This window comes from Desulfoscipio geothermicus DSM 3669 (assembly GCF_900115975.1).
In the GTDB taxonomy this organism is placed as follows: Bacteria; Bacillota; Desulfotomaculia; order Desulfotomaculales; family Desulfallaceae; genus Desulfoscipio; species Desulfoscipio geothermicus.
The window spans coordinates 258,162-281,297 of record NZ_FOYM01000001.1 but is presented as its reverse complement, the minus strand read 5'-3'; the positions used below and the strand labels follow the sequence as shown (position 1 = coordinate 281,297).

The 23,136-nt window shown below is 50.3% G+C and carries 25 protein-coding genes, 6 tRNA genes, 2 other RNA genes and 1 riboswitch; of the genes, 24 read left to right on the top strand and 9 right to left on the bottom strand.

Translation table 11 applies throughout. The features are described 5' to 3' along the window. Positions 1-49: 49 nt before the first annotated feature. On the bottom strand, positions 50-1,636 hold the full coding sequence (locus BM299_RS01350; protein WP_092481648.1) for an ABC transporter substrate-binding protein: 1,587 nt from the start codon (positions 1,634-1,636) through the stop codon (positions 50-52). A gap of 448 nt (positions 1,637-2,084) precedes the next feature. Then, entirely contained in the window at positions 2,085-2,780 is a 696-nt protein-coding gene (locus tag BM299_RS01345; RefSeq protein ID WP_165608125.1) for a PspA/IM30 family protein, read from the bottom strand. 163 nt (positions 2,781-2,943) lie between these two features. Here BM299_RS01345 and BM299_RS01340 point away from each other — a divergent pair, with 163 nt between their 5' ends. Then, positions 2,944-3,801 (top strand): TIM barrel protein, encoded by an 858-nt coding sequence (locus BM299_RS01340; RefSeq protein WP_092481646.1) that lies wholly within the window; start codon positions 2,944-2,946, stop codon positions 3,799-3,801. A 41-nt stretch (positions 3,802-3,842) separates the two neighbouring features. On the opposite strand, the gene BM299_RS01335 is transcribed toward BM299_RS01340, so the two are convergent. Next, on the bottom strand, positions 3,843-4,313 hold the full coding sequence (locus BM299_RS01335) for a general stress protein (protein WP_092481645.1): 471 nt from the start codon (positions 4,311-4,313) through the stop codon (positions 3,843-3,845). Positions 4,314-4,493: 180 nt separating this feature from the next. Here BM299_RS01335 and BM299_RS01330 point away from each other — a divergent pair, with 180 nt between their 5' ends. The 13 genes from BM299_RS01330 (at position 4,494) to BM299_RS01270 (ending at position 11,591) form a co-directional block, all read left to right on the top strand. Further along, positions 4,494-4,952 carry a pyruvoyl-dependent arginine decarboxylase gene (locus tag BM299_RS01330; RefSeq protein ID WP_092481644.1) on the top strand — a complete coding sequence of 153 codons (459 nt, stop codon included), beginning with the start codon at positions 4,494-4,496 and terminating at the stop codon, positions 4,950-4,952. A 30-nt stretch (positions 4,953-4,982) separates the two neighbouring features. Beyond that, positions 4,983-5,813 (top strand): polyamine aminopropyltransferase, encoded by an 831-nt coding sequence (speE, locus tag BM299_RS01325; protein WP_092481643.1) that lies wholly within the window; start codon positions 4,983-4,985, stop codon positions 5,811-5,813. Positions 5,814-5,826: 13 nt separating this feature from the next. Further along, positions 5,827-6,702, top strand: a complete 876-nt coding sequence (gene speB, locus BM299_RS01320; protein ID WP_092481642.1) for an agmatinase — start codon at positions 5,827-5,829, stop codon at positions 6,700-6,702. Between the two features lie 130 nt (positions 6,703-6,832). Beyond that, a tRNA-Asp gene (locus BM299_RS01315) sits at positions 6,833-6,909 on the top strand. A 6-nt stretch (positions 6,910-6,915) separates the two neighbouring features. Further along, positions 6,916-6,991, top strand: a tRNA-Phe gene (locus tag BM299_RS01310). Between the two features lie 20 nt (positions 6,992-7,011). After that, positions 7,012-7,086: transfer RNA gene (locus BM299_RS01305), tRNA-Gly, on the top strand. A gap of 267 nt (positions 7,087-7,353) precedes the next feature. Beyond that, a complete protein-coding gene (locus BM299_RS01300; RefSeq protein WP_092481641.1) occupies positions 7,354-8,682 on the top strand; it encodes a S8 family peptidase in 1,329 nt (442 codons plus the stop codon). A 56-nt stretch (positions 8,683-8,738) separates the two neighbouring features. Beyond that, positions 8,739-8,813: transfer RNA gene (locus BM299_RS01295), tRNA-Cys, on the top strand. A 92-nt stretch (positions 8,814-8,905) separates the two neighbouring features. Further along, positions 8,906-8,993, top strand: a riboswitch (cyclic di-GMP riboswitch). Positions 8,994-9,204: 211 nt separating this feature from the next. Further along, a complete protein-coding gene (locus BM299_RS01290; protein ID WP_092481640.1) occupies positions 9,205-9,573 on the top strand; it encodes a DnaJ family domain-containing protein in 369 nt (122 codons plus the stop codon). Continuing rightward, positions 9,574-9,681, top strand: a complete 108-nt coding sequence (locus BM299_RS20150; RefSeq protein ID WP_092481682.1) for a DUF1848 family protein — start codon at positions 9,574-9,576, stop codon at positions 9,679-9,681. A gap of 511 nt (positions 9,682-10,192) precedes the next feature. Next, complete coding sequence (locus BM299_RS01280; protein ID WP_092481639.1) at positions 10,193-10,411, top strand: hypothetical protein; 219 nt, start codon at positions 10,193-10,195, stop codon at positions 10,409-10,411. A gap of 178 nt (positions 10,412-10,589) precedes the next feature. Further along, positions 10,590-10,892: a late competence development ComFB family protein gene (locus tag BM299_RS01275; RefSeq protein WP_165608124.1), complete on the top strand. Its 303-nt coding sequence runs from the start codon at positions 10,590-10,592 to the stop codon at positions 10,890-10,892. Between the two features lie 252 nt (positions 10,893-11,144). Then, positions 11,145-11,591: a LysM peptidoglycan-binding domain-containing protein gene (locus BM299_RS01270; RefSeq protein ID WP_092481637.1), complete on the top strand. Its 447-nt coding sequence runs from the start codon at positions 11,145-11,147 to the stop codon at positions 11,589-11,591. Positions 11,592-11,866: 275 nt separating this feature from the next. Here the strand turns inward: BM299_RS01270 and BM299_RS01265 are convergent, their stop codons facing one another. Next, positions 11,867-14,101 carry an alpha-amylase family glycosyl hydrolase gene (locus BM299_RS01265; protein ID WP_092481636.1) on the bottom strand — a complete coding sequence of 745 codons (2,235 nt, stop codon included), beginning with the start codon at positions 14,099-14,101 and terminating at the stop codon, positions 11,867-11,869. Between the two features lie 201 nt (positions 14,102-14,302). Between BM299_RS01265 and BM299_RS01260 the strand changes: the two genes are divergently transcribed. Next, a tRNA-Asp gene (locus BM299_RS01260) sits at positions 14,303-14,379 on the top strand. A 5-nt stretch (positions 14,380-14,384) separates the two neighbouring features. After that, positions 14,385-14,459 (top strand) — tRNA-Gly (locus BM299_RS01255). A 228-nt stretch (positions 14,460-14,687) separates the two neighbouring features. Here the strand turns inward: BM299_RS01255 and BM299_RS01250 are convergent. After that, positions 14,688-15,110, bottom strand: coding sequence for a YaaR family protein (locus tag BM299_RS01250; RefSeq protein WP_165608123.1), 423 nt, complete (start codon positions 15,108-15,110; stop codon positions 14,688-14,690). Positions 15,111-15,269: 159 nt separating this feature from the next. Here BM299_RS01250 and BM299_RS01245 point away from each other — a divergent pair, with 159 nt between their 5' ends. The 3 genes from BM299_RS01245 to BM299_RS01235 all read left to right on the top strand — a co-directional run bounded on the left by BM299_RS01245 (position 15,270) and on the right by BM299_RS01235 (position 17,769). Next, a complete protein-coding gene (locus BM299_RS01245; RefSeq protein WP_165608122.1) occupies positions 15,270-16,031 on the top strand; it encodes a patatin-like phospholipase family protein in 762 nt (253 codons plus the stop codon). An 87-nt stretch (positions 16,032-16,118) separates the two neighbouring features. Next, complete coding sequence (locus BM299_RS01240; RefSeq protein WP_092481633.1) at positions 16,119-17,270, top strand: THUMP domain-containing class I SAM-dependent RNA methyltransferase; 1,152 nt, start codon at positions 16,119-16,121, stop codon at positions 17,268-17,270. A 67-nt stretch (positions 17,271-17,337) separates the two neighbouring features. After that, positions 17,338-17,769 (top strand): peptidylprolyl isomerase, encoded by a 432-nt coding sequence (locus BM299_RS01235; protein ID WP_245779591.1) that lies wholly within the window; start codon positions 17,338-17,340, stop codon positions 17,767-17,769. Between the two features lie 109 nt (positions 17,770-17,878). On the opposite strand, the gene BM299_RS01230 is transcribed toward BM299_RS01235, so the two are convergent. Continuing rightward, the gene (locus tag BM299_RS01230; RefSeq protein WP_092481631.1) at positions 17,879-18,166 is read right to left on the bottom strand and encodes a hypothetical protein; all 288 of its coding nucleotides are present in this window, start codon (positions 18,164-18,166) and stop codon (positions 17,879-17,881) included. 78 nt (positions 18,167-18,244) lie between these two features. On the opposite strand from BM299_RS01230, the gene BM299_RS01225 reads away from it, so the two are divergent. Both BM299_RS01225 and BM299_RS01220 read left to right on the top strand, forming a co-directional pair. Further along, positions 18,245-18,832, top strand: coding sequence for a hypothetical protein (locus BM299_RS01225; RefSeq protein WP_092481630.1), 588 nt, complete (start codon positions 18,245-18,247; stop codon positions 18,830-18,832). Between the two features lie 317 nt (positions 18,833-19,149). Continuing rightward, positions 19,150-19,413, top strand: coding sequence for a hypothetical protein (locus BM299_RS01220; RefSeq protein WP_092481629.1), 264 nt, complete (start codon positions 19,150-19,152; stop codon positions 19,411-19,413). A 62-nt stretch (positions 19,414-19,475) separates the two neighbouring features. Here BM299_RS01220 and BM299_RS19160 read toward each other — a convergent pair whose 3' ends face one another. Then, positions 19,476-19,619, bottom strand: a complete 144-nt coding sequence (locus BM299_RS19160) for a hypothetical protein (RefSeq protein WP_165608121.1) — start codon at positions 19,617-19,619, stop codon at positions 19,476-19,478. 23 nt (positions 19,620-19,642) lie between these two features. Next, the gene (locus BM299_RS01215; protein ID WP_092481628.1) at positions 19,643-20,509 is read right to left on the bottom strand and encodes a Gmad2 immunoglobulin-like domain-containing protein; all 867 of its coding nucleotides are present in this window, start codon (positions 20,507-20,509) and stop codon (positions 19,643-19,645) included. Between the two features lie 279 nt (positions 20,510-20,788). Here BM299_RS01215 and BM299_RS01210 point away from each other — a divergent pair, with 279 nt between their 5' ends. After that, positions 20,789-22,036, top strand: a complete 1,248-nt coding sequence (locus tag BM299_RS01210; RefSeq protein ID WP_092481627.1) for a methyl-accepting chemotaxis protein — start codon at positions 20,789-20,791, stop codon at positions 22,034-22,036. 128 nt (positions 22,037-22,164) lie between these two features. Here BM299_RS01210 and BM299_RS19155 read toward each other — a convergent pair whose 3' ends face one another. Next, on the bottom strand, positions 22,165-22,329 hold the full coding sequence (locus BM299_RS19155; protein ID WP_165608120.1) for a hypothetical protein: 165 nt from the start codon (positions 22,327-22,329) through the stop codon (positions 22,165-22,167). Positions 22,330-22,484: 155 nt separating this feature from the next. Between BM299_RS19155 and rnpB the strand changes: the two genes are divergently transcribed. Both rnpB and ssrS read left to right on the top strand, forming a co-directional pair. After that, positions 22,485-22,831: RNase P RNA component class B (rnpB, locus tag BM299_RS01205), an RNA gene on the top strand. 108 nt (positions 22,832-22,939) lie between these two features. Then, positions 22,940-23,122, top strand: a non-coding RNA gene (ssrS, locus tag BM299_RS01200) — 6S RNA. Positions 23,123-23,136: the final 14 nt, after the last annotated feature.

The window sequence follows — 23,136 nt, the reverse complement described above, 5'->3', positions numbered from 1 at the left end:
AATTTAGTTTTCCAGGGCCGGATGTTCCCTGCATGCGTTCAGATCCTTATTAATTTTTGGTTACCATGTGTAAGAACGGCCGGTTGTCGGGGTTGAGCAGGAAACCCCGCACCCGGGGCGTGGTGGCGGCGTAGTGCAGGCTGTGGTTGAGCACTATCCACGGCACATCCCGGTTGATTATTTCCTGGGCCCGGCTGTAGATTTCCCGCCGGGTGCGGGGATCAGTGGTATTGCGTCCGGCGGCTAGCAGTGTATCCAATTCGGCGTTCTGATAGCGGGTTATGTTCAGCCCGTTTTTAATTTGGCTTGTGGCCAGCAGGGTGTATAAAAAATCATCCGGGTCGCCGTTGTCGCTGATCCAGCCGTACAGGAAGGCGTCGCCCTGCCGCTCGGCCAGCGCTTTTTTGAATTTATCCCAGGGGTACGACCGCACCTGCATATTAATGCCCTGTTCGGCCAGAGACCGGGCCAGGGCTTCGGCCAGGGCCTTGCCGCCTCCGGGGCTGTAGGGACGTGCTCCGGCATAGGTGATCAGGGTAAAGGAAAAACCCTTTTCATAACCGGCCGCCTGTAAAAGCCGGGCGGCCTCTCGGGGGGCGTACCCGGCCTGGGTTAAACCCGCGTTGTAACCCGGTACCGGCGGTGGCAGAGGACCCAGGGCGGGGCGTATTTCCTGCGGCCAGAGCCGGTTGAAGACGGCTTCCTTGTTTAAGGCCAGGGCTACGGCCCGGCGTACGGCGGGCCGGTCAAAGGGCTTGCGGTCGGTGTAAAAACCGAGATAGCTGATATCCAGGCCGGTGGCCCGGAAAACGGGGTACCCTTTAATTCTCAGCCGGGCTGTACTGTTGAATGCAAGGTCCAGGGCAATGTCGCTTTTGCCGTCAAGCAGCATTTGTACCCTTTGTTCGCTGTCGGGAATCGTTAAAAACAGTATTTCTTTGGCGGTGGGAGGATGACCCCAGTAATCCTCATGGGCCCGTAACATGATACCCCCCTCTTTTACCCCTACCCAGGCAAAAGGCCCGGTGCCCACCGGGTGATCGCCGAAATCCCTGCCGTATTTACGTACCGCCGTAGGGCTGACCACCGGCGCCGCCATGGGCATGGCCAGGTTATGCAAAAACGGGGCGTACGGGTATTTCAAGTGAAATTTGACGGTATGCCGGCCGGCGGTTTCCACTTTGGCCAGCGGGGTATACACGAAATCCGCATAGCTGGTTTTTTTGCCGTGGCTTTGGGTTAATTGTCTTTCCACGCTGAACTTAACCGCTGTGGAATCAAATGGCGTGCCGTCATGGAAACTAACATTCCGGCGTAGGTTAAAAGTCCATACCAGACCGTCTTCGGAAACCGACCAGGACTCGGCCAGGCAGGGCTCAACTGTAACAGAACCCGGCTTGAACCGCACCAGGCCTTCAAAAATATTGGCGATCACACGGGCTGAACCGGTGTCGGCGGCCATGGCCGGGTCCAGCGTTTCCACTACCGGTTCCTGGGTGACGATGATGCGATCACCGGTGGTCCGGGGGGCGACCGCCGGTGTGTCGCCGGGCAGCGGATGCTTTTTTTGCCCCAAAACAGCCAGGGTTACCAGGCAGAGCAGGAATATCAAAAGCATGTTATATGGTTTGGACATGTTATAGACCTCCCTTTTTATTAGCTCTATAAACAAATACTGTAAAAATTGGTAATTATCCTCTTTTGAGAATATAAAAAACAAACAGGGGACAGCAAAAAAGGGGACTGGCTCCTTTTTCGCTTTTTGAAAAAGGTGCCTGTCCCCTTTTTTGCCTGGCACCGGTAAAAGTGGACAGTAAAAGGGGGACAGGCACCGATTCACACTTCAAATATTATATCCTGGCCATCAGCGGAAAGGGGACACACCTCTTCGAGGAATGTCCCCAATGTATGGCCGGGACAAAGGAATGAAGTACTGAAATGCGCGCAATAAGGGAACTGAATAAAGCGCGCCTTTCTTGCAAAACGAATCGGAGCCAGTCCCCTTTTTGTTAAGTTAATTAAGCAAAAATGAAACGATCAAGTATTTAAAGAAGGTTTTGTTCATGAAATTTAGAAGTAATAAATTAACACTGGGTATTGCCGGGACGTTCCAGTTCTCTTTTCAAGGCGGCCAATTCCCGGCGAGCTTGCTTGTCTGCCACAACCTTTTGCAGTTCCCGTTCTATTTCATCATCTCTGTCGTGGATATTGATTGTGTTTCCGGCCACACCGGGTTGTTTGATCCCGGCGGTTTGGGCTTGAATTTGTTCTACAGCCAGGTGGATTTCATTAATGCCGGGCATAATAGCGGATATCAGGCGTTTGATTTCCCGGCGTTCAATGGCGGTGGGGCGGTTAAGCCGGAACATTTTCTGTTGAGTGCGGAAATTTTCCAAATCGGCCGCTAATTTGCTGATGCCCTTAACCAATTCCTGCCTGTTATGCTGCAGGGCGGCAATCGATTCTTCCAATTTGCTTAACTGAAGTTGGGTTTCCTGTTTTTGTTGCAGGAGGGTCAGCGCCAATTTTTCTTTATTCTGTACCAGATATTGCCGGGCGCGGTTTTCCATTTCGCTTGCTTCATATCTGAGATGCGCGGCCTGCGCCTGAAGACGTTCGCATGAGGCATCGACTTCTTTAAGGTGACGCCGGGCGTTATGCAGCGTTTCCACCTGCTGCTGGTACGAGCTTTCCATCAAGGACCGGGGATCTTCCAGGGTTTCCAGCAGCCGGTTGACAGTGTTTTTAAATGTCCTGAACAGGTTGGTAAAAAAGCGCATGGGCCATCCCTTCCCGGTTTTTTTTTGCTTTAGGAAATTATATCGCATGCCCCTATTGGTGAAAACCGGTAAAATATGATTATAGGTTTGTTACTTCCGGTGCCGGGGTTATGCGGCACGGTGGTCTATTATGAAAGTCATATATAAGATTGGGGGTTAACTTATGCAGGCACGGTTCGGCCCGGCGGGGAATTCCGAATCTTTTTATGCGACGGGCCACAAGTCATCCCTGGATATGCCCGCCTGGCTGGCGGAGATGGGATTGAACGCTTACGAATACCAATGCGTGCGGGGGGTGCATTTAAAGGAAGCCACGGCACGTAAGCTGGGGGAGTTGGCCCAAATGCATAACGTGGCTTTGAGCATTCACGGGCCCTATTATATCAGCCTGGGCACCACCGACCCGGGAATCAGGGAAAAAACCCGCAAACATTTCATTGACGCACTTTGGGCGGCCCGGTGGATGGGGGCGCGACCGGTGGTTTTTCACCCGGGCGGCAAGATTGGGGGTGACCGCGCCGATGCCCTGCGCCGGGCGAAGGAACACCTGGCGGAACTTCTGGATATAGCGGAAGCCGAGGGGCTGGGCGATATCCCGGTGGCGCCGGAAACCATGGGCAAACAAGCGCAACTGGGCGACCTGGATGAGATACTGGAACTTTGCACCCTGGGGGAAAGGGTTGTTCCCGCGGTGGACTTCGGTCACCTGCACGCCGCCGGGGCGGGGGCTCTGACGGATGCAGAAAAATTCGCCGGGGTGCTGGACCGGGTTGAAGCCGTACTCGGCGTGGAAGCCGTGCGGCGCTTGCATATTCACTTCAGCCCGATTGAATTTACGCGGGCGGGGGAGCGGCGGCACCGCACCACCTTGGACGAGGGCTACGGCCCTGATTTTGCCCTGCTGGCCGGGCTGATGCTGGAGCGGGACATGGCATCCACGGTGATCTGCGAGTCCGCGGGGCGCCAGGCGGAGGACGCGCTGGTTTTTAAGCAGATATACGAAAAAATGGCGGGCAGTTAAAAGGGCACCCTTTGGGGTGCCCTTTTAAGCAGCGATTTTGCTTAATGCGTCTCCACATCCTGCGCACCATGGCGCCGTAGGGTGTCGGCGGCGTCATTAATCCGGTTGTCGTCGGCCTGGACGGTTACCAGGATGCTGCCCTGTTTAACTTTTTCTTCGTAATATTTGCTACGGTCCTGGGGGATGCCGTAATCCACCAGCCCTCCGGCAATTCCACCGGCAGCGGCGCCGGAAAGCAAACCGGCAATGGGGCCGGCGGCTATCAGCGGGCCGATCCCGGGAATAGCCAGGGCGCCGGCGCCCACCGCCAGCCCGGCCAGCCCGCCCAGGACTCCGCCTGTGGTGGTGCCGGTGGTGAGGTTGTTATCGTTCATGGTGGTAAACTGGTTCTTTTGCCGGTCGTCATCGCGGGCGACGATTGATATATCCTTGTCAAAACCTTTCTGGCGCAGTTCCGCAACCGCCTTTTCCGCCGCATCCCGGTTCGGGAAAGTGCTGATTACCTTTTTCATGCTTTAACAAACCTCCTTTTAAACAATATCGTTCTTTAATTTGTCACGCTCGTGGGCGGTCTATACGCAGGTTGCAAAAATTAACGATTAATGTAAAATTATATTGTTTATTTTTTGCCAGGTTTTGATATAATAAGGTTTGTTATTTAGCAAATTCAGCATTGGAAGGGGATTATAGCCATGTTACCTACCCCAAAAAAGTTTTTTTTAACAGCCGCGGCCGCCGAAGGTCACAGTGAACTTACCGCGTTTGATAACGCTTTGCTGGCCGGCAAGATAGGCAATATTAATCTGCTCAAAGTAAGCAGCATATTACCTCCCAGTGCGGAATACGATCCGGACCTGGTTATTCCCCCCGGATCCCTGGTGCCTACCGCTTACGGGTTTATATGCAGTGATGTGCCGGGCGAATTGATTGCTGCCGCAGTGGGCGTGGGGTTTTCCGCCGATACTTTCGGCGTGATTATGGAATTTGCCGGGCGGTGCAGCCGCGAGGAAGCAGCGGCCAAGATCGAGTCGATGCTCCGGGAAGCTTTTGATTCCCGGGGGATGGAACTGAAGGAAACCAAAATAGCCGCTGTAGAGCACCGCGTGGAAAAGGTTGGCTGCGCGCTGGCCGCCGTTCCGATGTTTTATTGATTAACTGTCATTTGGCGAGGAGTGATATAATTGGAGGTATGGTTCACAGAAGATCAAACTAAAAACTTGCGCATCAGCTGCCGGGTCCGGGAGGTATTGTTTAGCGGCGAATCTCCCTTTCAAAAGGTAGCCGTTTTGGATACCCTGGAGTTCGGGCGTATGCTTACCTTGGATAATGTAATTCAAACCAATATCAAGGATGAGTTTGTCTACCATGAAATGATTACCCACGTGGGTTTGAACACGCACGCCGACCCCAAAAAAGTGCTGGTGATCGGCGGTGGGGACGGCGGCACCGTGCGGGAAATCGTCAAACACAAGGGAGTCGAGAAAGTCGTTCACGTGGAGATTGACCAGATGGTCATCGATGTGGCCAAGAAGTTTTTCCCCGAACTGAGCGTGGGCTTCAATGATCCCCGTGTGGAAATACTGGTGGATGACGGCATCAAGCACGTCAAGGAAAATAAACATACCTATGATATGATCATTGTGGATTCCACCGACCCGGTGGGTCCGGCGGTGGGGCTGTTCAGCGAGGAGTTTTACCGCAGTGTTTACGAAGCCCTGCGGGAAGACGGCCTGTTTGTGGCCCAGACCGAATCGCCTTTCTTCAACAGTGATTTAATCACCCGGGTTACGTCCACTATCAGCGGCATATTCCCCGTCACCCGGCTGTTCCAGGCCGTGGTGCCCACCTATCCGGGAGGATACTGGACTTTCACCATGGGTTCCAAAAAATATGATCCGCTGGCGGTGGATACGGAAAAAATCTCGGCACTGGATACCAAATGGTATTCGCCGGAGATTCACCGCACAGCGTTTGTACTGCAACCCTTTGTAAAGGAACTGCTGCCGAAATAAATGGGTGTGCATTATGCATGAATTAGTAGAACGATACGGAGGATTCATGGGCGCCTGCGACGACTACCGGGCGGCCGATCTGGTGCTGCTCGGCGCTCCCATGGATTTTACCGTCAGCTTTCGTCCCGGTACCCGCTCGGGTCCCCGGCGCATCCGGGAGGTTTCCGAGGGAATCGAGGAGTACAGCCCGTATTTGGACCGGGATTTGGCCGATTATTGTTATTACGACGCCGGTGACGTGGTAATGCCCTTCGGGCATGTGCAAGAGAGCCTGCAACGTCTGGAAAAAACGGTGGCCGTGCTGCTGGGGGACGGTAAATTTCCGCTGGTTCTGGGCGGCGAGCACCTCGTCAGCCTGGCGCCTGTAAGGCAAGCGGCTGCCAGGCATCCCGATCTGGCGGTGCTGCATTTTGACGCCCATGCCGACCTGCGCGGGGATTACCTGGGGGAAAGATTGTCCCATGCCACGGTAATGCGCCGGGTGGCGGAGGTGGTGGGAGCCCGAAACGTGTACCAGTTCGGTATCCGTTCCGGCACCGGGGAAGAGTTTGCCTTTGGCCGTGAGAATACCCGTTTTTACCCCTTTGAAGTGCTGACTCCCCTGCGGGAAGTCGTGCCACTGCTGCAGGGACGCCCGGTATATGTTACCCTGGACATTGATGTGGTGGATCCCGCCTTTGCACCGGGCACGGGCACGCCTGAGCCCGGTGGGTGCAGCGCCGCTGAAATAGTACAGGCGTTGCACCTGCTGCAGGGGCTAAACGTAGTGGGAATGGACCTGGTAGAGGTGTGCCCGGTCTATGACCAGTCCGACCGCACCGCCCTTCTGGCGGCCAAACTGGTGCGGGAGGCCGTTTTGCTGTTTGGTAAACCAGTTTCTCAAAAGTAACAGGCAGATGAAAAAGGGATAAAAAATTTTAATACGGGGTTAAAATTCCATTTGACATAAAAGCGATTTTTTTGTATACTTAACATTGTCAGCTGGCCGGGGACGTAAAAACCGGCCCGTTACAAGGCGCGGAGCTGTGGTGTAGCGGTCTAACATGCCGGCCTGTCACGCCGGAGATCGCGGGTTCGATTCCCGTCAGCTCCGCCAGTTAATGCCACGGTAGCTCAGTCGGTAGAGCAGAGGACTGAAAATCCTCGTGTCGGCGGTTCGATTCCGTCCCGTGGCACCAATTTAATATCCAGATTGTGTGCGGAAGTGGCTCAGTGGTAGAGCATCGCCTTGCCAAGGCGAGGGTCGCGGGTTCGAATCCCGTCTTCCGCTCCATTTTATTTTAACCTATTTGTTGTAGGTTATTTTTATTGTTAAGCCGTACCAAAAAGGGAACTGGCTCCGGTAAAAGGGGAAAAAAAGGGGACAGGCACCTTTTTCGCATTTTGAAAAAGGTGCCTGTCCCCTTTTTTTCCTGAATCGGAGCCAGTTCCTTTTTACGGTCTGTCTCCTGTTTACTTTTTTATTTTAAACAAAATCCAAATTCTGTAACCAATCAAGTCCTGATGGAATAACATGTAAAACAAAGGGGAGGGATAATCCATGTTATTCCATCAGGTAAAATGGTTGCGGGTCCAGAGGGGCAAACTTTGTCCCGTCTTAAAAAAAAGAGTGCTCGCTGATTATAAGCCGGTAAAATACGTTCCGTGTTTCTTGCAGGGCCTGCTGAAAAAGGTTAAGAGAAATTGGCGTAAACACCCGGTTATCGTGCAATTTGATGGCGTGCAGGGCAATAGCGGGGAACTAAGTTTGCTGTCCAGCGTCCTGAGATTGCGGGTTAAAAGGCATTTAGGTATTATTAACGCGGTGGCTGCCGAACTTAATTCGCAACAAGTGGAACAGGTTGTCAAGCATCCTTCCGTGGTCAGGGTCTGGTATGACAGGGAGGTGCGGGCCCTGTTGAATGTAGCTTCGCCAACGGTGGGCGCGTCCGATCTCTGGCAACTGCCGAATGGTCGGGGGATAACCGGTGACGGTGTATCTATTGCGGTTATTGACACCGGCATCTACCCGCACGAGGATCTACAAGGGCGAATTAAATATTTTAAAGATTTTGTGCAGAATAAAACAGAACCCTACGACGACAACGGGCACGGGACCCACGTAGCGGGCTGTGCGGCCGGTGACGGCAGCAGGTCCGAGGGCCAATTTTGCGGCGCAGCTCCGGGCGCGGGTCTGGTGGGCCTGAAGGTGCTGGATAAATATGGTTCCGGTAGTCTTTCCACTGTTATAGAAGCCGTGCAGTGGTGCCGGGATAACAAGGATGAATTCAATATTAGAGTCGCCAACCTCTCATTAGGGAGCGCTGCCGCCCAGTCATACAAGGAAGACCCGCTGTGCATGGCGGTGGAGGAACTCTGGCGCGCCGGGGTGGTAGTCTGCGCGGCTGCGGGGAACGACGGTCCCACTGAAAAAACTATCAATACACCGGGAATCGACCCCCTTGTAATCACTGTGGGAGCGTCCAATGATTTTAACACTGTGGAGATACGCGATGACGAAGTGGCTGAATTTTCCAGCCAGGGGCCCACCATTGACGAACTGATCAAGCCGGACTTATTGACGCCGGGCGAAAATATCATTTCCCTGCGGGTGCCCGGGTCGCTGCTGGATAAAAAGAACAACTCATCCCGTTATAACAACTACTATACTGTTTTATCGGGCACTTCCATGGCTACGCCGATTTGCAGCGGTGTGGCAGCGCTGCTTTGGGAAGCGGAGCCTGATGCTACTCCCGACCTGGTGAAAGAAAAGCTTGTCAGTACCTGCCGGTCACTGGGTGATTACCCGCCCAACGTCCAGGGAGCGGGGCTGGTAGATGCCAATGAGGCGGTGAAATTGCTGTTGCCCACCCAGTATTTACCCTCTTGACGGGCGCAAGGTAATTTGATATTATTGTTAATGCGATGTGGCGAACGCATCATTTCGGCGACATAGCCAAGTGGTAAGGCAGAGGACTGCAAATCCTTTATTCCCCGGTTCAAATCCGGGTGTCGCCTCCATTCAATATACAAACTGGCAATCCATTAGGGTTGCCAGTTTGTATTTTTGTGGTCTTGAACGGGTCAGTAAAGAAGCTTATCATTGCCATTTTTACCATTAAAGGCAAACCTGTCGAAAGATAGGGACGCAAAGCCACGGGTCCAAAGCAGGAGCACTGCAATGACAGCCGGGTTACCGAAGATACACGCATAACTGAAGCAGATGGCCTACCCTGTATTTACGCGCGGGGTGGGCTTTTTTGTTTTTTCCGCCCAGCTCAACTGGCATAAAAATTTTTCGAGGAGTGATACAATGCGCAATTTTGCGCGATAATGGTAAAGACGTAGGAAATATATATTTCTTAAGCGAAATATACTTACAAATAAATTATATTGGGAGCGGGGAAGCTTGATGGATATTGTGGCCCTGATCGCGGAGAATAAAATTCGTGAGGCCATGCAAAAAGGCGAATTTAATAACCTTGAAGGAAAGGGTAAACCATTAAAACCTGATGACCTGTCCGGTGTGCCGGAAAACCTACGCGTGCCTTATAAAATACTAAAAAATGCCGGTATGCTGCCCCAGGAACTGGAGATGGAAAAGGAGATTGTCTCTTTAAGAAGGTTGATTAATTGTTGTTATGATAAACAGGAAAAAGACGTATTAACAAAAAAGCTTAATGAAAAAACTTTAAGATTTAATATGCTTATGGAAAAGAGAGGCAGGAGCTTAGCATTAAATCTTTATGAGGACAAAATTTACAAACGGCTGGAAGGCTAGATATTTTATTCAATTGGCCAGCGGGAACTATGCGGATACACCAAAAGCCTTGATATAGGGTGGTACAATATGCGCTGCCCGTCTGGTTGCCTGTATTGTTACGCTTGATAACTTAACTTTTTCATGTAAAATTGTTCTGTAAGTAAAATATGGTGATTGCAACTGTAATTAGATTAAATTATCCCCTTTCCCTTTCAAGTAATATATTTATTTATTATATTGGATTATTTTTTTTATATAAATTGTCCATAACAATATTGCAAGCGAAATTTCCAAGTAGTATAATATTTAACATCAAAAGTTTCCTGGCATCTCCCCCGAAAGTACGGGGGTTTTTCTTTTTTTATGCACATACTAAGTTTTAATTTCGCTACAGATAGACACGCTTGTTCTTTACAACAGTAATACTATATGTTACAATTTTAACATCCAATAATTAAAATTTTTTTCACTAGTCCCGTCCTCGTGGACTTTTTTTTTGTTTTAGTAAGTGATCATTTAATAAGACTGGCAGGGGTAATGTGGCTATAGTCCTATATATTTGAGACTATTTGAAGATTTACAACCGCTGTAATAAATAGTAAGAATATAATATATTTTACGACTTTTGGTGATCGAAATGAAATTGGAAGAAATTTACAAATATTTAATTTTAGATGGATATCCCCCTGAAGAAGTCGAATATGTAATTTTGGAAGTTCTCCAATATAAAAGGCCAAATTCGCTTTCCGATGCGGATTTAAGGATCCTAATCAATATGTTGCAAGAAAAAAACAGGAGAGTTGGATCTGCCGATACAGATTGGTTTTCTTTAACAAATAAGTTATGGGCCATTTAATTAAATAATGAGAAGATCATTCCCGGTCCCGTGACCGGGTTTTGTTTTTTTAATTTACATAAATAAAACAGGACTTTGGTCCTATTTAAATGGGTATTAGGTGCAGTTGTAAGTAAGACTTAGGGGCTTTAAAATATAATATGTAGATATGACAATATATTGGAGAGTAAATTATATTATGCCCGTTATCAATTATACTGAGATTGCAGTGAAAAATGTTATAAATAACTTGTTGCAAACATTTAGTGAAGCAAAGAATTTTTGTGATTGTGAAATATGTCGTTCCAGGGCTCTGGCAAAAGCTTTAAATGAGTTGAGTCCTGAATATGTTGCTTCCGATGCTGAATTTATGGCTGCCAAGGCTAAATATCAAAGACCTGCCGAATATGCTACTTTGATAGCTATTGTAATGGATTCTATCAGGAAGGTCTTGTCAGAGAAGAATCATAATATGCCACCGTTAACATTGCATAGGCAGTAATAATTGTTTTAACGTTAAATGGGAAACGCCCCTGATTTAGGGGCGTTTCCCATTATGAGAAGGAGGCGTGCAGTGATATCTTAGTATTTACATATATAGTTTAACAGATAACAACCTTTATTTCAGTCATTTGAATGACATTATGTATTTTTGTCTGCCGTCTTGCAGCCGGGAACTGCCGACCGACCGGGCAAGTGAGATGCCGGGCTGTTTATGGTATAATACACTCACAAGTTTAATTGGGAGCAAAATATGAAAATTAGCGCTTATGAGGGCAAGGTTGTTAAGGAGATAGAGGAATCAATAAATAAAAATAAGAAATTGCATTGGAAAGCAATATTATATCTAAGTGCAGGGGTTGTATTTATATTTTTATTGCTGACCGCTTGGAATGCTCATCAAGAAACGGTTATCCTAAAAACAACGGTAAACAGCCTTAAGGCGGAAAACAATGTGCTAAAGAAGGAAAATATTACTCTTAAAGAGGAGTTGAGAAGTTACCGAACAAAAAAAGAGACGTCACAAAACAAATATATTTATTATGAGATAAAACAGAACGACACCCTGGGGTCAATATCTTTGCATTATTACGGGACGGAGATTTATGCTGCAAAATTGGCTGAGATGAACGGTTTGACTGTCAATTCCACACTGCGTGTGGGGCAAGTTATTAAAGTACCCAAAAAGCCTGATAAATAGTGTACACGCATGGCATTTTATATTATGTGTAAAAAATAAAGCCCGTTTATACGGGCTAACAGAACTTGGCATAATGGCTGTTATTATTTTACTATAACCAGTTGATTTACTGCAACAAGTTTCAACAAAAATTATGCATAGTCTCCAATTACAGCCTCATTCCCACAAGCCCGGAAACGGTAGGGGATGAAAAGGCGCGGGGCCGGGTGCTGTATTTCCCGGCAGCGGGAAGCATCCGGCCCTGTAATGAGCTATTTTCAGAATAAGGTTTATCTTTACGCCGGGGCGTGCTTGTAAATGAATCCGCTGTAAGGCGGCAGCACAAAATTGCCCATTACCCCGTTTTCGGTGATAATGCTGTCCGGGTCATCGGGGTTTTTGCTGCCCGTTGGGGGCAGGTCGTTGACGTGGTCGATGTCGGCAAGTTTGACCCACCGCCCCGGGGTGTGAAAATCCACCTCCACGGGCACGTCGTGGCCTTCGAAATTGAGCATGATAAGCAGTTCTTCAGCGGGTACCCGGTCGTCCTTTACCCGCCAGCCTATGACCCTTCTCCGTCCGCCCCGGTTTTCCGGCATCCAGGGGGCGACAATCCAGGTGAATTTGCCTTCGGCGGCGGGGTTGTAGCCGCTGAGCCTGAGCGCGCCATACCTTTTCCTTAAATTAATCAACCCCTTCGTCCAGTTGTAGAACCGGTTGGTATTCTCATCATATTTGTGCCACGGCACCTTGATCCGGTTGCGCTCCCGCTCGATGCCAAATTCCTGCCCCATGTAAATCATCGGCTGTCCCAGGGCCACCATGGTGGCCATCAAGCCAAGCCGGGCTTTCTTTCTTTTGATCTCCGGGTCCTGCAGGTGCTCCCCGCCGGTGCCCACTTCATACTGCACGCTGTTTTCGTCGTGACTTTCGCAATAGTTGATGACGTTGTTGGTATGGGCCGCAAAGCTGTCCTTGCTGAAATAAAAAGCTGTGCCCATATCCTCTGCCGTGTTGTCAACGCCTTCAAATGTTCCTTCGCGCAGCAGTGCTTTTACTTTATCGTGGAAGATGTTGGACCACTGGGCATACCCGTTGTACCCTTCCAGGTTCAGGTCCTGTTCGTTGGGCAAGTTTTCGGCAATTAAAATCACATCGGGCTTAAATCCCTTGTCCTTTATCTCGTGGGCGATGCGGTGCAACAGCTTGTGGTTTAAAAAGTAGCTGTGGGTGGCGTCAAAGCGGAACCCATCGACATGATACTCCTTGATGAACATTTTACAGGAGTCGATGAGCATGTTGTCCACTTCATCCTTGCCCGTGGCCACCTTGTTGCCCCACATGGTCTTGCCTGCAAAGTATAAACCACCTTCTCCGGAGCCGTCGTCGATCAGGTTCCACAGGGGGTTGAAGTCGTTGGAAGTATGGTTGAACACCTGGTCCATCAGCACCGCCAGCCCGTGCCGGTGGGCTTCGTTAACCATTTCACGGAAATCATCGGGGGTGCCGAAATCCTTTTCCACCGACATAAAGGTGCAGGGCTCATAGCCCAGGCCCTGTTTCATGGGCACCTCCGCCGTGGGCATCAGCGCCAGGGCAGTAACGCCCAACTCTTTAAAGAAACCGCTTTTGATACGGTGGGTCACTCCTTTGAAAGTCCCTTGCAGGGGTTCGGGTATATCGGGGTCGTTATCGGTGAAGCCGTAAATATTAAGTTCGTACAGAATCAAATCTTTGACGTCGGGTGTTTTCCAGTCCTGGTCGGTCCACTTGAATTTGGTGGGGTCCACCACCACGGAATTGCGGTACTTGTAATCGTCACTGAACAGCCTGGTATACGGGTCGGCTACGTACCGCTCGGTCTCGGTGGAGCCGCCCTGAATATAAAACTTGTATTCCACGGGGGATTGGTTTTCCGGCTTGATTCTGGCCAGCCAGATATTGGGTTGGTAATAAAACCCTCGGTGCAGTTCCATTTCAATAAATTTATCCTTCCGGGGACCGGGGTGCCCGGGGCACTGCCAGTCGTTGAAGTTGCCCGCCAGGTACACCCTGGCCGCGTACGGGTGAAAAAAACCGAATAAAATGGAACCGTCGGTCAACAGGTTGGCCCCCAGCATGGACGGCATTCCTAAGCCGGAAACATCCGTGGTGGGGAAATAAAAATTGTCCTTGTACACCAGGTTGCTGATGAACCGGTGGTAGTCCTTGACATCGCCATTGGGCTCGGCCGGGCGGACATTGTAGACGTGGTGCCGGTTGGCCATTGTCCACACCTCTTCACCCAGGTGGGCGTGAAAGGTCCGGCTGAAACGGTCGTCTTCCCAGCGGACGTCCTCGCCCTTGCCGTCCTTGAAGATAAAGTTGAAACTGCTGCGGTTGTAGGACAAATCGAAGTAGATGCCGAAATCATCCTTACCGCCGGGGGTTACCTCCCTTTCCAGGGTCGCCCCGTCGCTGACCCATACCCACATCACCGGCTCTAAAAAGCCGTTCTTGTTATCGTAATGAATTCTTGCTTTATGGCGCATAGTACATCTCCCTGCGTATTTTTTGTGCTTATTTTTTGCTTTATTACTGTTTATATGCATCGCCCTTTCCATCGAGGCCCGGTCGAAACAGTACATGCTCAAACATTTGCCCAAAAATGATGAAAATTTGCAGAAAAAAACCTGTTGACAATTTCACATGCAATAAGTATACTTAATGTTGTCGCTGTTGCGATACGATGCGGAGCTGTGGTGTAGCGGTCTAACATGCCGGCCTGTCACGCCGGAGATCGCGGGTTCGATTCCCGTCAGCTCCGCCACACATGCGGAAGTGGCTCAGTGGTAGAGCATCGCCTTGCCAAGGCGAGGGTCGCGGGTTCGAATCCCGTCTTCCGCTCCATTTTATGTAAAATCTTCCCCCTCAACTCATACATCTATTAATCAACTTGCTGTAAAGAAGGGTTGTAGCGCATTATGCGTGGCAACCCTTCTTTTTTGTTGTCGAGGAAAGCACGCAAAAAGGGGAATGGCAAAAAAGGGGACAGGCTCCTTTTTCGCTTTTTGAAGAAGGTGCCTGTCCCCTTTTTTGCCGGTCTCCTTTTGTTTTTTTCTTACGGCAAACGGGATTTTAGGAATGCAGGTCAATTAACAGCCCGGTGATACCGTCGATTCTTCTGGCAATGGCAATGGTGTTTTTTTGTTCCTCCAGCAGTTCCCTGGTTAATTCCTCCAGTTCTTTATTGACAATCTCCACCCTGGAGAGCACTCCCTGGTAACCGTGGGCATGGGAGACGGAATAACAATGACCCAGGACAAATTTTAAAAAATCAGCGATGTATTGCTTGTAAACATTTACATCCACCACGCTCAAAGTTTCCTTGACCCGCTCACCCGCGTCCTTGATCTTTTTAATCATTTGATTAACCTGGTATTCCTGCTGCTGTTTTTTAGTCATGTCCAGCATGGTGGAAAAATCTTTGCTTTTATTTATTTTGGCCGGTGTGGCGGTTAGCTTTCCCCCGATGTTTTTACCGGTAGAAGATATTTTCACTTTCATCCCTCAAACAATTAAAATTAATTATGTTACTATTATACAGCAAAGTGCCGGTTGTTCGGTAAAACCTTTATTCCCGGGATATATCATTACCCCGGCAGGAAAGATGTGCCAGGCGGCGAAGATAAAATATAGATCAGTCCGGAGGTGAAGCCGGTGGCGGTAAATAAAAAAGTGGGGCTGGCCCTGGGCGGCGGGGCGGCCCTGGGGGCTGCACACATCGGCGTATTGCGTTGTCTCGAGGAAAAGGGCTTTGAAATTACTCACATTGCCGGTACCAGTATCGGGGCCCTGGTGGGGGGTGCCTATGCCTGTGGTGTATCTACCGCCGAGCTGACCAAATTTGCCCGTCGGGCCAGGTGGACCAAGTTGACGCGCCTGTCCATTCCCCGCATGAGCCTGTTTGCCAACAACCGGTTGCGCGATAGCATCCTGCGCCTGGTGGGCGACCGGAAAGTTAATGAAACGCTGATTCCCTTCGCCGCCGTGGCGACCAGCTTGGAAACCGGTGAACAGGTGGTTCAGAGGGAGGGTTCGCTCACTGACGCCATACTGGCGAGCTGTGCCATCCCCGGCATTTTTGAGCCGGTGGAAATTGACGGCGATCTGCTGTGCGACGGTGGCATAGCCAACCAGGTGCCCGATGATATCGTATGGGATATGGGCGCGGGGCAGGTTATTGCCGTGGACTTGATTTCCAATGTAGCGGGGCGGGAACGGCCGGAAAATATTTTCGGGGTAATATACAAGTCACTGAACATATTAATGAAACGTACCATTTTTTATAACGAAAATACAATGGTAATTACCATTCCCACCGCCGGTTTTTCCACGGTGGACCTCAATAATTACCGCGCCCTGATCAGGAACGGATACCAGGCCGCGGAGAAAGCATTGGCCAAAATGTGGCCGGAGTAAGGCGGCGGGTTATGCCGGATTGCCCTTTGTTTTGGCTGGCATGCTTAGCGCGGCGCTCATGGGGCAAACTATGAAGGGTGAGAGTTTATGACAACATATGAACTGATAGCTACAGCCACTTTCGGCCTGGAGGCGGTGGTGGCCCGGGAGGTAAAAGACCTGGGTTACCGGGATGTAACGGTGGAAAACGGCAAGGTTACCTTTAGCGCCGACGCGGGTGCCATTTGCCGGGCCAATCTCTGGCTCCGGACGGCGGACAGGGTGCGCCTGAAAGTTGGGGAGTTCCGGGCCACCACCTTTGAGGAGTTGTTTGAAAATACCAGGGCACTGCCCTGGCCGGAGTTGGTCCCTGGCGATGCCGCTTTTCCCGTAGAAGGCAAGTCTGTTAAGTCCAAGCTGTTCAGCGTGCCAGATTGCCAGGCGATAGTGAAAAAAGCCGTTGTGGAGAGTATGAAGCGCAAGTATAAAAAGCAGTGGTTTGAGGAACAGGGGCCTGTGTATAAAATAGAGGTTGCTTTATTAAAGGATGTGGCCACCTTGACCATTGACACCAGCGGAGCGGGGTTGCATAAAAGGGGGTACCGGGAACAGGCCAGCGAGGCCCCGCTTAAGGAAACGCTGGCCGCAGCGCTTATTTTGTTATCGCGCTGGCAACCGGACACTGTTTTACTGGATCCTTTCTGCGGTTCCGGGACCATCCCCATCGAGGCGGCGTTGATCGGACAAAATATTGCTCCGGGCATGAATCGCGAGTTTGTTTCTGAAAGCTGGCCCACCGTTCCGAAAAATTTATGGCGTCAGGCCCGAAAAGAGACCCATGACCTGGCGAATTACGAGCAGCCCTTGCATATTATGGGCACGGACATAGATGACAGGGTGCTGAAGATCGCCAGATATAACGCCCGCGAAGCGGGGGTGGGCGAATATATTCACTTTCAAAGAATGCCGGTCGCCGAGATTCAATCCAGCAAAAAATACGGTAAAATCATTTGCAACCCGCCCTACGGGGAGCGGCTGGGCGAATTGCGGGAAGTGGAAAGGCTTTACCGGGAAATGGGCCGGGTCTTTAACAGGCTTGACACCTGGTCTTTCTATATCCTCACCGCTCACCCGCAATTTGAAAAACTATTCGGTCGGTCGGCCACCAAAAAAAGAAAGCTCTACAACGGGCGCATCAAGGTTGATTATTACCAGTATTATGGCCCCAGGCCGCCCCGAAAAAGGGCGGAAGAGCCCTGAAGGTTATATTGTTAAACAGCCGCGGGCAGTATACACTTAGGTATATAAAAACATGGGGAGTGATAAATTGGCAACCAGGAAAATATTGATCAGCACCGGCAAGGGAAATATATCCCTTGAAGTATATCCCGAAAAAATGCCTGTAACGGTGGAAAACTTTTTGAAGCTGACCAATGACGGATTCTACAACGGGCTGACCTTTCACCGGGTAGAACACTGGGTGGTGCAGGGTGGCGACCCCCGGGGCAACGGGACCGGCGGTCCCGGTTGGACCATAAAGCTGGAAACACACCCCGACCTGAAAAATGTTCGGGGCGCGGTGGCCATGGCCAGGGCGGCGCACCCGGATTCCGCGGGTTCACAGTTTTATATATTAAAGAAAGACGCAAGCTGGCTTGACGGGCAATACGCGGTTTTCGGCCGGGTTACGGAGGGTATGGACGTGGTTGATAATCTGGAAATAGGTGACAAAATGGATAAAGTGCAAGCGGTTGATTAAAAAAAAAGGGACAGGCTCCGGTAAAAGGGGGACAGGCACCGATTCACAGAACGAATCGGTGCCAGTCCCCTTTTACCGGAGCCAGTCCCCTTTTTTCTTTTTGGGAGTGCTACATAAATTTAGCGGCCAGGGCCACCATTAAACTGGTGACGGCGATGAATGTTCCCACGGAAAACTTCACGGTCCATTGGATGGCCCGGTCAACCTTGCCGCCCATGGCATCCAACCGCTGGTTCAGGGAAAGGTACTCCTGGTGCCGTTCTCTGTTGGCCGCCAGCACTTTGAGCATGGAGCGCTCCAAATTGTCCGTTATTTTTTGTTCTATGGTATTTAAATGTTGACGTAACTCATTGAGCTCGCGGTCCAGCTTTTCCATATACTTGGCTTCCCAGTCCATTTTTTTCACCTTCCAGCTTTATATTTATAATATATGTGATAAAGGGAAAAAAGTAGCCGAAAGGAGTTATAATGATTCATGCGGGGAAAAATCATCCTTTTATATTTCGTAATTATGCTGGTTCTGGCGGGGTGTTCGCTGTACAATGCGCAACCGGCCGAAAAGGAAGCGGCCAAGCAGCAAAAACAACCTACCCGGAGTCGTCCGGAAGTGGGGAGCATGCAGGTGGCCGAACCGGTGCCCGGGCAAAAAGAAAACCCGGTGCTTGCGCCTGCGGATTACACAAAAATCGTGACTGGGATCAGCCAAGCGGTGGATGTGTTCGTGGACAGTCTGCTGGTTAACGATTTAAAAAACGCCACCGCTTGCCTGTACGGACTGGATGAAGAGGGCGGCGCCTTAACCCTGGAGGAATTGCAGCGCCAGGTGGAGTTGCTGCACCCGGTCCAATGGCAGGTGACAAGCTGTCGCCCGGCTGGGCGGGAAGGGATGCTGGCGGCCCTTTCCTTCACCCTGCCGGACGGTACGGTGTGCCAAACCGGTTTTTTCAGCGTGCGCAGCGACGGCAACCTGTGGACCATCCATTATAATTCATTTACGGATTCCTTCAACGCCATGGCCCGGCATTTACTGGACCGGAGTGAACCGACGCTGTCAGAGGAATGACAAACTTATGTCGCTGTAAAGACAGCGTAACCGCTGTATTTATGGCAAAATTTTATACAAGGTTATTCCTGGTTAAAACATATACCTCTTTTCTCAATCCCCCGCGTTTTTACCGGGGGTTAATTTTTTTAAAATAATATGTTGGGAGCATAAGTTGTCCGGGTATGAGCAATACTATAAATACTGCAGCGAGCAGTAACCAGCCTCCTAAATCTCTTTCAGCAACCCCGCCGGTCAGGCGGGTATTTTTTTTGGCTGTATTATGGGCAGGATTTTTGCCGTCACAAGGGAATTAATAAATGTAAGGGGGTTGGCCCATGACGGAAAAAGAAAGAAAAATGCGGCAGCCGGTGCGGATCACCCTGGCTATGGCTCTGTGGGCACTCATTTTATGGTTTCTCACGCTGGGACATCCCGGGCTGCAGCCGGTGGCAAAAGCCATACTGATAATTTTCGTGCTGCCCATGGGGCTGGTAGAATGGCTCAAGTACAAAGGTGCGGTCAGCGATACCAGGGCGGGGGTGGCCAAGGTGCTGGCCATGGTTGGTGCGGCTCTACTCTGGTATTTTAGTTATCGTTAAAAAATAAAGGGGACGTTGCTTTTTTCGAAAAGCGAAAAAAGCAACGTCCCCTTTTTCCCTTATTACAGTATCGTGTAGGTTCCCGCAGCTGCAGTCAAGGCTACTGCCATGCTGATTATAATCCAAAGCAAGTCTTTTTTTACCCGCCGTACCAGCACCTGGGTGTTTCTTACATTGCTGTTCATGCTATTGCTCATTTCTGACATTTCCCAATGCACCTCCTGTTTAATTAGGGCCATCGCACCGGAATGGATACTACATCCCGGGGGCTACCATCCTTGGGATCGGTCCAGAATACTTCCAGGGTTCCCTCACCGGAGGACGGGGGCTTAAACTTCAAACTCATCTCAAAATCGCCCCGCTCGGGCGCCCCCGCTGATGCGGTGGTAAAACTCTTGACCAGGACGTTGCCGCCGCCGTCCAGCAGCCGGGCGTTTACCGTACCTTTAAACACCCGGGCGCTGCCCTTGACCAAAAGCGGTACGCCGGTTACCTGGTGGGGCGAGGGGTGGGTGACCCAGATGGCGGGCTTATATACCATGGACAAATCTCTGGTAAACGGCTGGTTGTACAGACCAACGTGTCCCCACCAATCCTTTACCCGGCCGTCCGTTTTCCCTTCCACCTGAAAAGCTACTTTTTCTATGTTGGGAAATTCGGTCAGGGTATTTACAATACTCTGAATGCCCAGCGCTTCACCCTCCGAGCCGACATTGAAATTGTTCAGCACCGCCTCGGAAAAGTTTACCGTGGCCAGGCCCTTGTCGATATTAATGCCCAAAACTTCGGTGCCGGCGGGCAGAATGCTTTTTTCGTCATTAATCAGTTCCTGCAGGGCTGCTTCGGCGACCTGTTTGGTATTGGGCACCGCGTGTACTTCCCGTACCAGATAGGTTTGGTCAGCGGTGAATTCCACGAAGTAAAGGGCCAGGTTTATGTCGGACGGCGTTTGTTTTTCCGGCTTGTTGTCATTGGAGACGTTGGTTTTTTTATTATTGTTGTTTGCCGGTCCTTCAGCATTGGAACAGCCCACTACAAGCATTGCCAACAGCAGCAACACAGAAAGCGCGGCCAGCAACTGTTTCCGGTAACGCATATCATGCACCTCTTTTGTATAAACAGTCTTTATAAGTATATCATTTATACATTAATATTTCCATATAGATAAGCTGTGGTATAAAGCATAATGTTTTGAAAAATCTTTTCGACAACTTTTTTTTATTTTTTCGAGTAAAAACAAACCAAGCTGCAAATGTTCTGCAGGAAAAATATTGATTTTGTCAAATATACCTTTATGTTAAATGCATACGGGTTTATATGTATTCATGTCTAATGCAAATGAATGATTAATCATTCAAAAAGGAGATGAGCTGATATGAAAATGTCCGTAGTCACTCGTTCTGCCATTATAGTTTTTGTTATGTTGCTGTTTTTTTTCAGTGTTGGTGGGTATATGGTCCACCAGTTCAATAATTTCGGCAGCGGGGCGGCCCGGTACAGCCGGCAGGTTCTGCAGGATTTGGACCGGGCGGGCATTGAACCGGTGTTGCGGCAAAATTTGGAGCAGCAGTTGGGGGATTACAACTCACAAATTGCCCGGGTCAAAACAAATATCTATATTATGATTGGCGTTGCAATGGTTTTAGCTGTCATCGCCGTTTCAGGGGCCGCCGCCATGATCACCGGCCGCATGCGTAAAATCGGCGAAGTGTCCGGCGATATATCCGCCGGCGACCTTACTAAAAGGATTGACATGGATACCGACGACGCCCTGGGTAAAACCGCCCGGGGATTGAACGAGCTGGTGCGTAACTTGCAAGAAATGGTGCGGTGCCTGAAGGACGACGCACAGCAGCTGGCCGAATACAGCGAGCAGCTTTCCGGTGTCAGCGAGGAGGTGAGCGCCGCCATTACCGAAGTGGCCACGCACAGTGACCAGCTGGCGGTGGCGGTGGAAAAGCAGGCGAATAATTCCGCCACAGCGGTGGAAGCCTCGAAAAAAGCCCGGACTGCCGCTGAAGAAGGGTACGCCGTGGTGCGGGGTACCGTGGACGACATGAAGGTGATAGAAAGTACGGTGCAGGAAACCATGGCCGTTTTTCAAAAACTCAATGCCAACTCCCGGCAGGTGGAACAAATACTGGAAACAATTACCGGCATTGCCGATCAGACCAACCTTTTGGCGTTGAACGCAGCCATCGAAGCCGCCCGGGCCGGGGAACAGGGGCGAGGGTTCGCCGTGGTGGCTGAAGAGGTGCGCAAGCTGGCCGAGCAATCCTCTGTCGCCGCCGGGGACATTACGGTGATCGTGCGGCAGGTTGATGAGGACACAGCCAGGGCCAGTGAGGCCATGCAAAAGGTGGTGCGCCTGGTTGGGGAGGGCGTGGGTAAATCCGGGTTGGCCGGAGATCGACTGGAGGATATAGTGCGAGAAATCGCCATTACCGCGCAAATGATCCAGGATATGTCGGCTTCCATTGAGCAAACGCGGAACAGTACTGTAAGTATGGCCGCCGCCAGCCAGCAGACCAGCGCCGCCATAGAGGAAGTTACCGGCTCGGCGCAGCAGCTCGCCAAAATGGCCGGTGAATTCAAGGAACTAACCGCGCGGTATACCGTTTAGTATACTTTTCCTTTCCGGGTGTAAGGCATCAAAAGGAGGGGGAACAGCGCTTCCCAAGCACGGCACAAATTTCTAAAAAACAACCCCGGCGTTACGCGCGCCGGGGTTTTAAATGCACTTGCACAAAATCAATCATAGGGAATATATTGATGATGGTCGGTTACCTTCCCTGTAGCGTAGTATTCCAGGTTTTTAAGCGCTTTTTTGATGGGATTGGCAAAAATGCCGGCTACCAGGCCCGTGAAAGTCAGAACACCCAACCCGATATAAAAAGCTGTCCAATACTTTTCCATAATAAATCCTCCTCTCCAGCCCACCAGTCGTTTGATTAAAATTTATCATTTTACCGGCTGGTTAGTCAATGTCTTTCACTTGGAATACATTACATTTGCACAGGGTCGGCAAATGGTTTATAATAACGTAATGTGACAATTGAACAAAATCAGAGTACGACGGGCAGTCGCTGTCGCCCGGTAAAGACCGGGGCGGTAGAGGAAAGTCGAGACACGCACTCCGGGCGCTCTGGAGGCGCTATGGTGTAGTACGGTGCCCGGCGCAAGCCGGGGCAGGGCGACCTGACGACGGCAAAAGAAACCCACCGGGTTTCGAGTAGCCATAAAGTGCCACAGAAACGAGGTCATCGGGTAACCGATGAGTGCAAGGGTAAACTCCACCAGCGTGCAACCCAAATAGGCAGCCTTTGAGCTGCGGGTAGGGGCACCCCCGTGAGGGGGAGGCGAACCTTTATGGTTGGCCTAGATAGATGACTGCTAAAACAGAATCTCGCTTACGGTCGTACTCTGATTTTTACAATAACAGCTAACCTATAATTAAAAATTATGCAAATAATCAATAAAAATTATTTTAGCATCTTGCTAAAATCGATCATTTATGAGATTATATAAGTGCCTACTTGGTACGTAACCCCTTGTTTTTTTAACCTACACATGTAATACGGGAGCAACTGATCCGAGTGTCTATGTCAGGCCGCTGCATCGGGCGGAAGGCAGAAGCATTCGGTCGGGCACCCACCTGGGAGAGGTGGGTTGATAAAAAACTGGTGGGTGACGGCCTGGTGGGAAAAGCCGTTTTAATGGCCC

What these genes read in the sequence shown, in the direction of transcription:
- BM299_RS01350 (WP_092481648.1), bottom strand. Translation starts at nt 1,636, where the DNA reads ATGTCCAAACCATATAACATGCTTTTGATATTCCTGCTCTGCCTGGTA.
- BM299_RS01345 (WP_165608125.1), bottom strand. Translation starts at nt 2,780, where the DNA reads ATGCGCTTTTTTACCAACCTGTTCAGGACATTTAAAAACACTGTCAAC.
- BM299_RS01340 (WP_092481646.1), top strand. Translation starts at nt 2,944, where the DNA reads ATGCAGGCACGGTTCGGCCCGGCGGGGAATTCCGAATCTTTTTATGCG.
- BM299_RS01335 (WP_092481645.1), bottom strand. Translation starts at nt 4,313, where the DNA reads ATGAAAAAGGTAATCAGCACTTTCCCGAACCGGGATGCGGCGGAAAAG.
- BM299_RS01330 (WP_092481644.1), top strand. Translation starts at nt 4,494, where the DNA reads ATGTTACCTACCCCAAAAAAGTTTTTTTTAACAGCCGCGGCCGCCGAA.
- speB (WP_092481642.1), top strand. Translation starts at nt 5,827, where the DNA reads ATGCATGAATTAGTAGAACGATACGGAGGATTCATGGGCGCCTGCGAC.
- BM299_RS01300 (WP_092481641.1), top strand. Translation starts at nt 7,354, where the DNA reads ATGTTATTCCATCAGGTAAAATGGTTGCGGGTCCAGAGGGGCAAACTT.
- BM299_RS01290 (WP_092481640.1), top strand. Translation starts at nt 9,205, where the DNA reads ATGGATATTGTGGCCCTGATCGCGGAGAATAAAATTCGTGAGGCCATG.
- BM299_RS01280 (WP_092481639.1), top strand. Translation starts at nt 10,193, where the DNA reads ATGAAATTGGAAGAAATTTACAAATATTTAATTTTAGATGGATATCCC.
- BM299_RS01275 (WP_165608124.1), top strand. Translation starts at nt 10,590, where the DNA reads ATGCCCGTTATCAATTATACTGAGATTGCAGTGAAAAATGTTATAAAT.
- BM299_RS01270 (WP_092481637.1), top strand. Translation starts at nt 11,145, where the DNA reads ATGAAAATTAGCGCTTATGAGGGCAAGGTTGTTAAGGAGATAGAGGAA.
- BM299_RS01265 (WP_092481636.1), bottom strand. Translation starts at nt 14,101, where the DNA reads ATGCGCCATAAAGCAAGAATTCATTACGATAACAAGAACGGCTTTTTA.
- BM299_RS01240 (WP_092481633.1), top strand. Translation starts at nt 16,119, where the DNA reads ATGACAACATATGAACTGATAGCTACAGCCACTTTCGGCCTGGAGGCG.
- BM299_RS01230 (WP_092481631.1), bottom strand. Translation starts at nt 18,166, where the DNA reads ATGGACTGGGAAGCCAAGTATATGGAAAAGCTGGACCGCGAGCTCAAT.
- BM299_RS01225 (WP_092481630.1), top strand. Translation starts at nt 18,245, where the DNA reads ATGCGGGGAAAAATCATCCTTTTATATTTCGTAATTATGCTGGTTCTG.
- BM299_RS01220 (WP_092481629.1), top strand. Translation starts at nt 19,150, where the DNA reads ATGACGGAAAAAGAAAGAAAAATGCGGCAGCCGGTGCGGATCACCCTG.
- BM299_RS19160 (WP_165608121.1), bottom strand. Translation starts at nt 19,619, where the DNA reads ATGTCAGAAATGAGCAATAGCATGAACAGCAATGTAAGAAACACCCAG.
- BM299_RS01215 (WP_092481628.1), bottom strand. Translation starts at nt 20,509, where the DNA reads ATGCGTTACCGGAAACAGTTGCTGGCCGCGCTTTCTGTGTTGCTGCTG.
- BM299_RS01210 (WP_092481627.1), top strand. Translation starts at nt 20,789, where the DNA reads ATGAAAATGTCCGTAGTCACTCGTTCTGCCATTATAGTTTTTGTTATG.
- BM299_RS19155 (WP_165608120.1), bottom strand. Translation starts at nt 22,329, where the DNA reads ATGGAAAAGTATTGGACAGCTTTTTATATCGGGTTGGGTGTTCTGACT.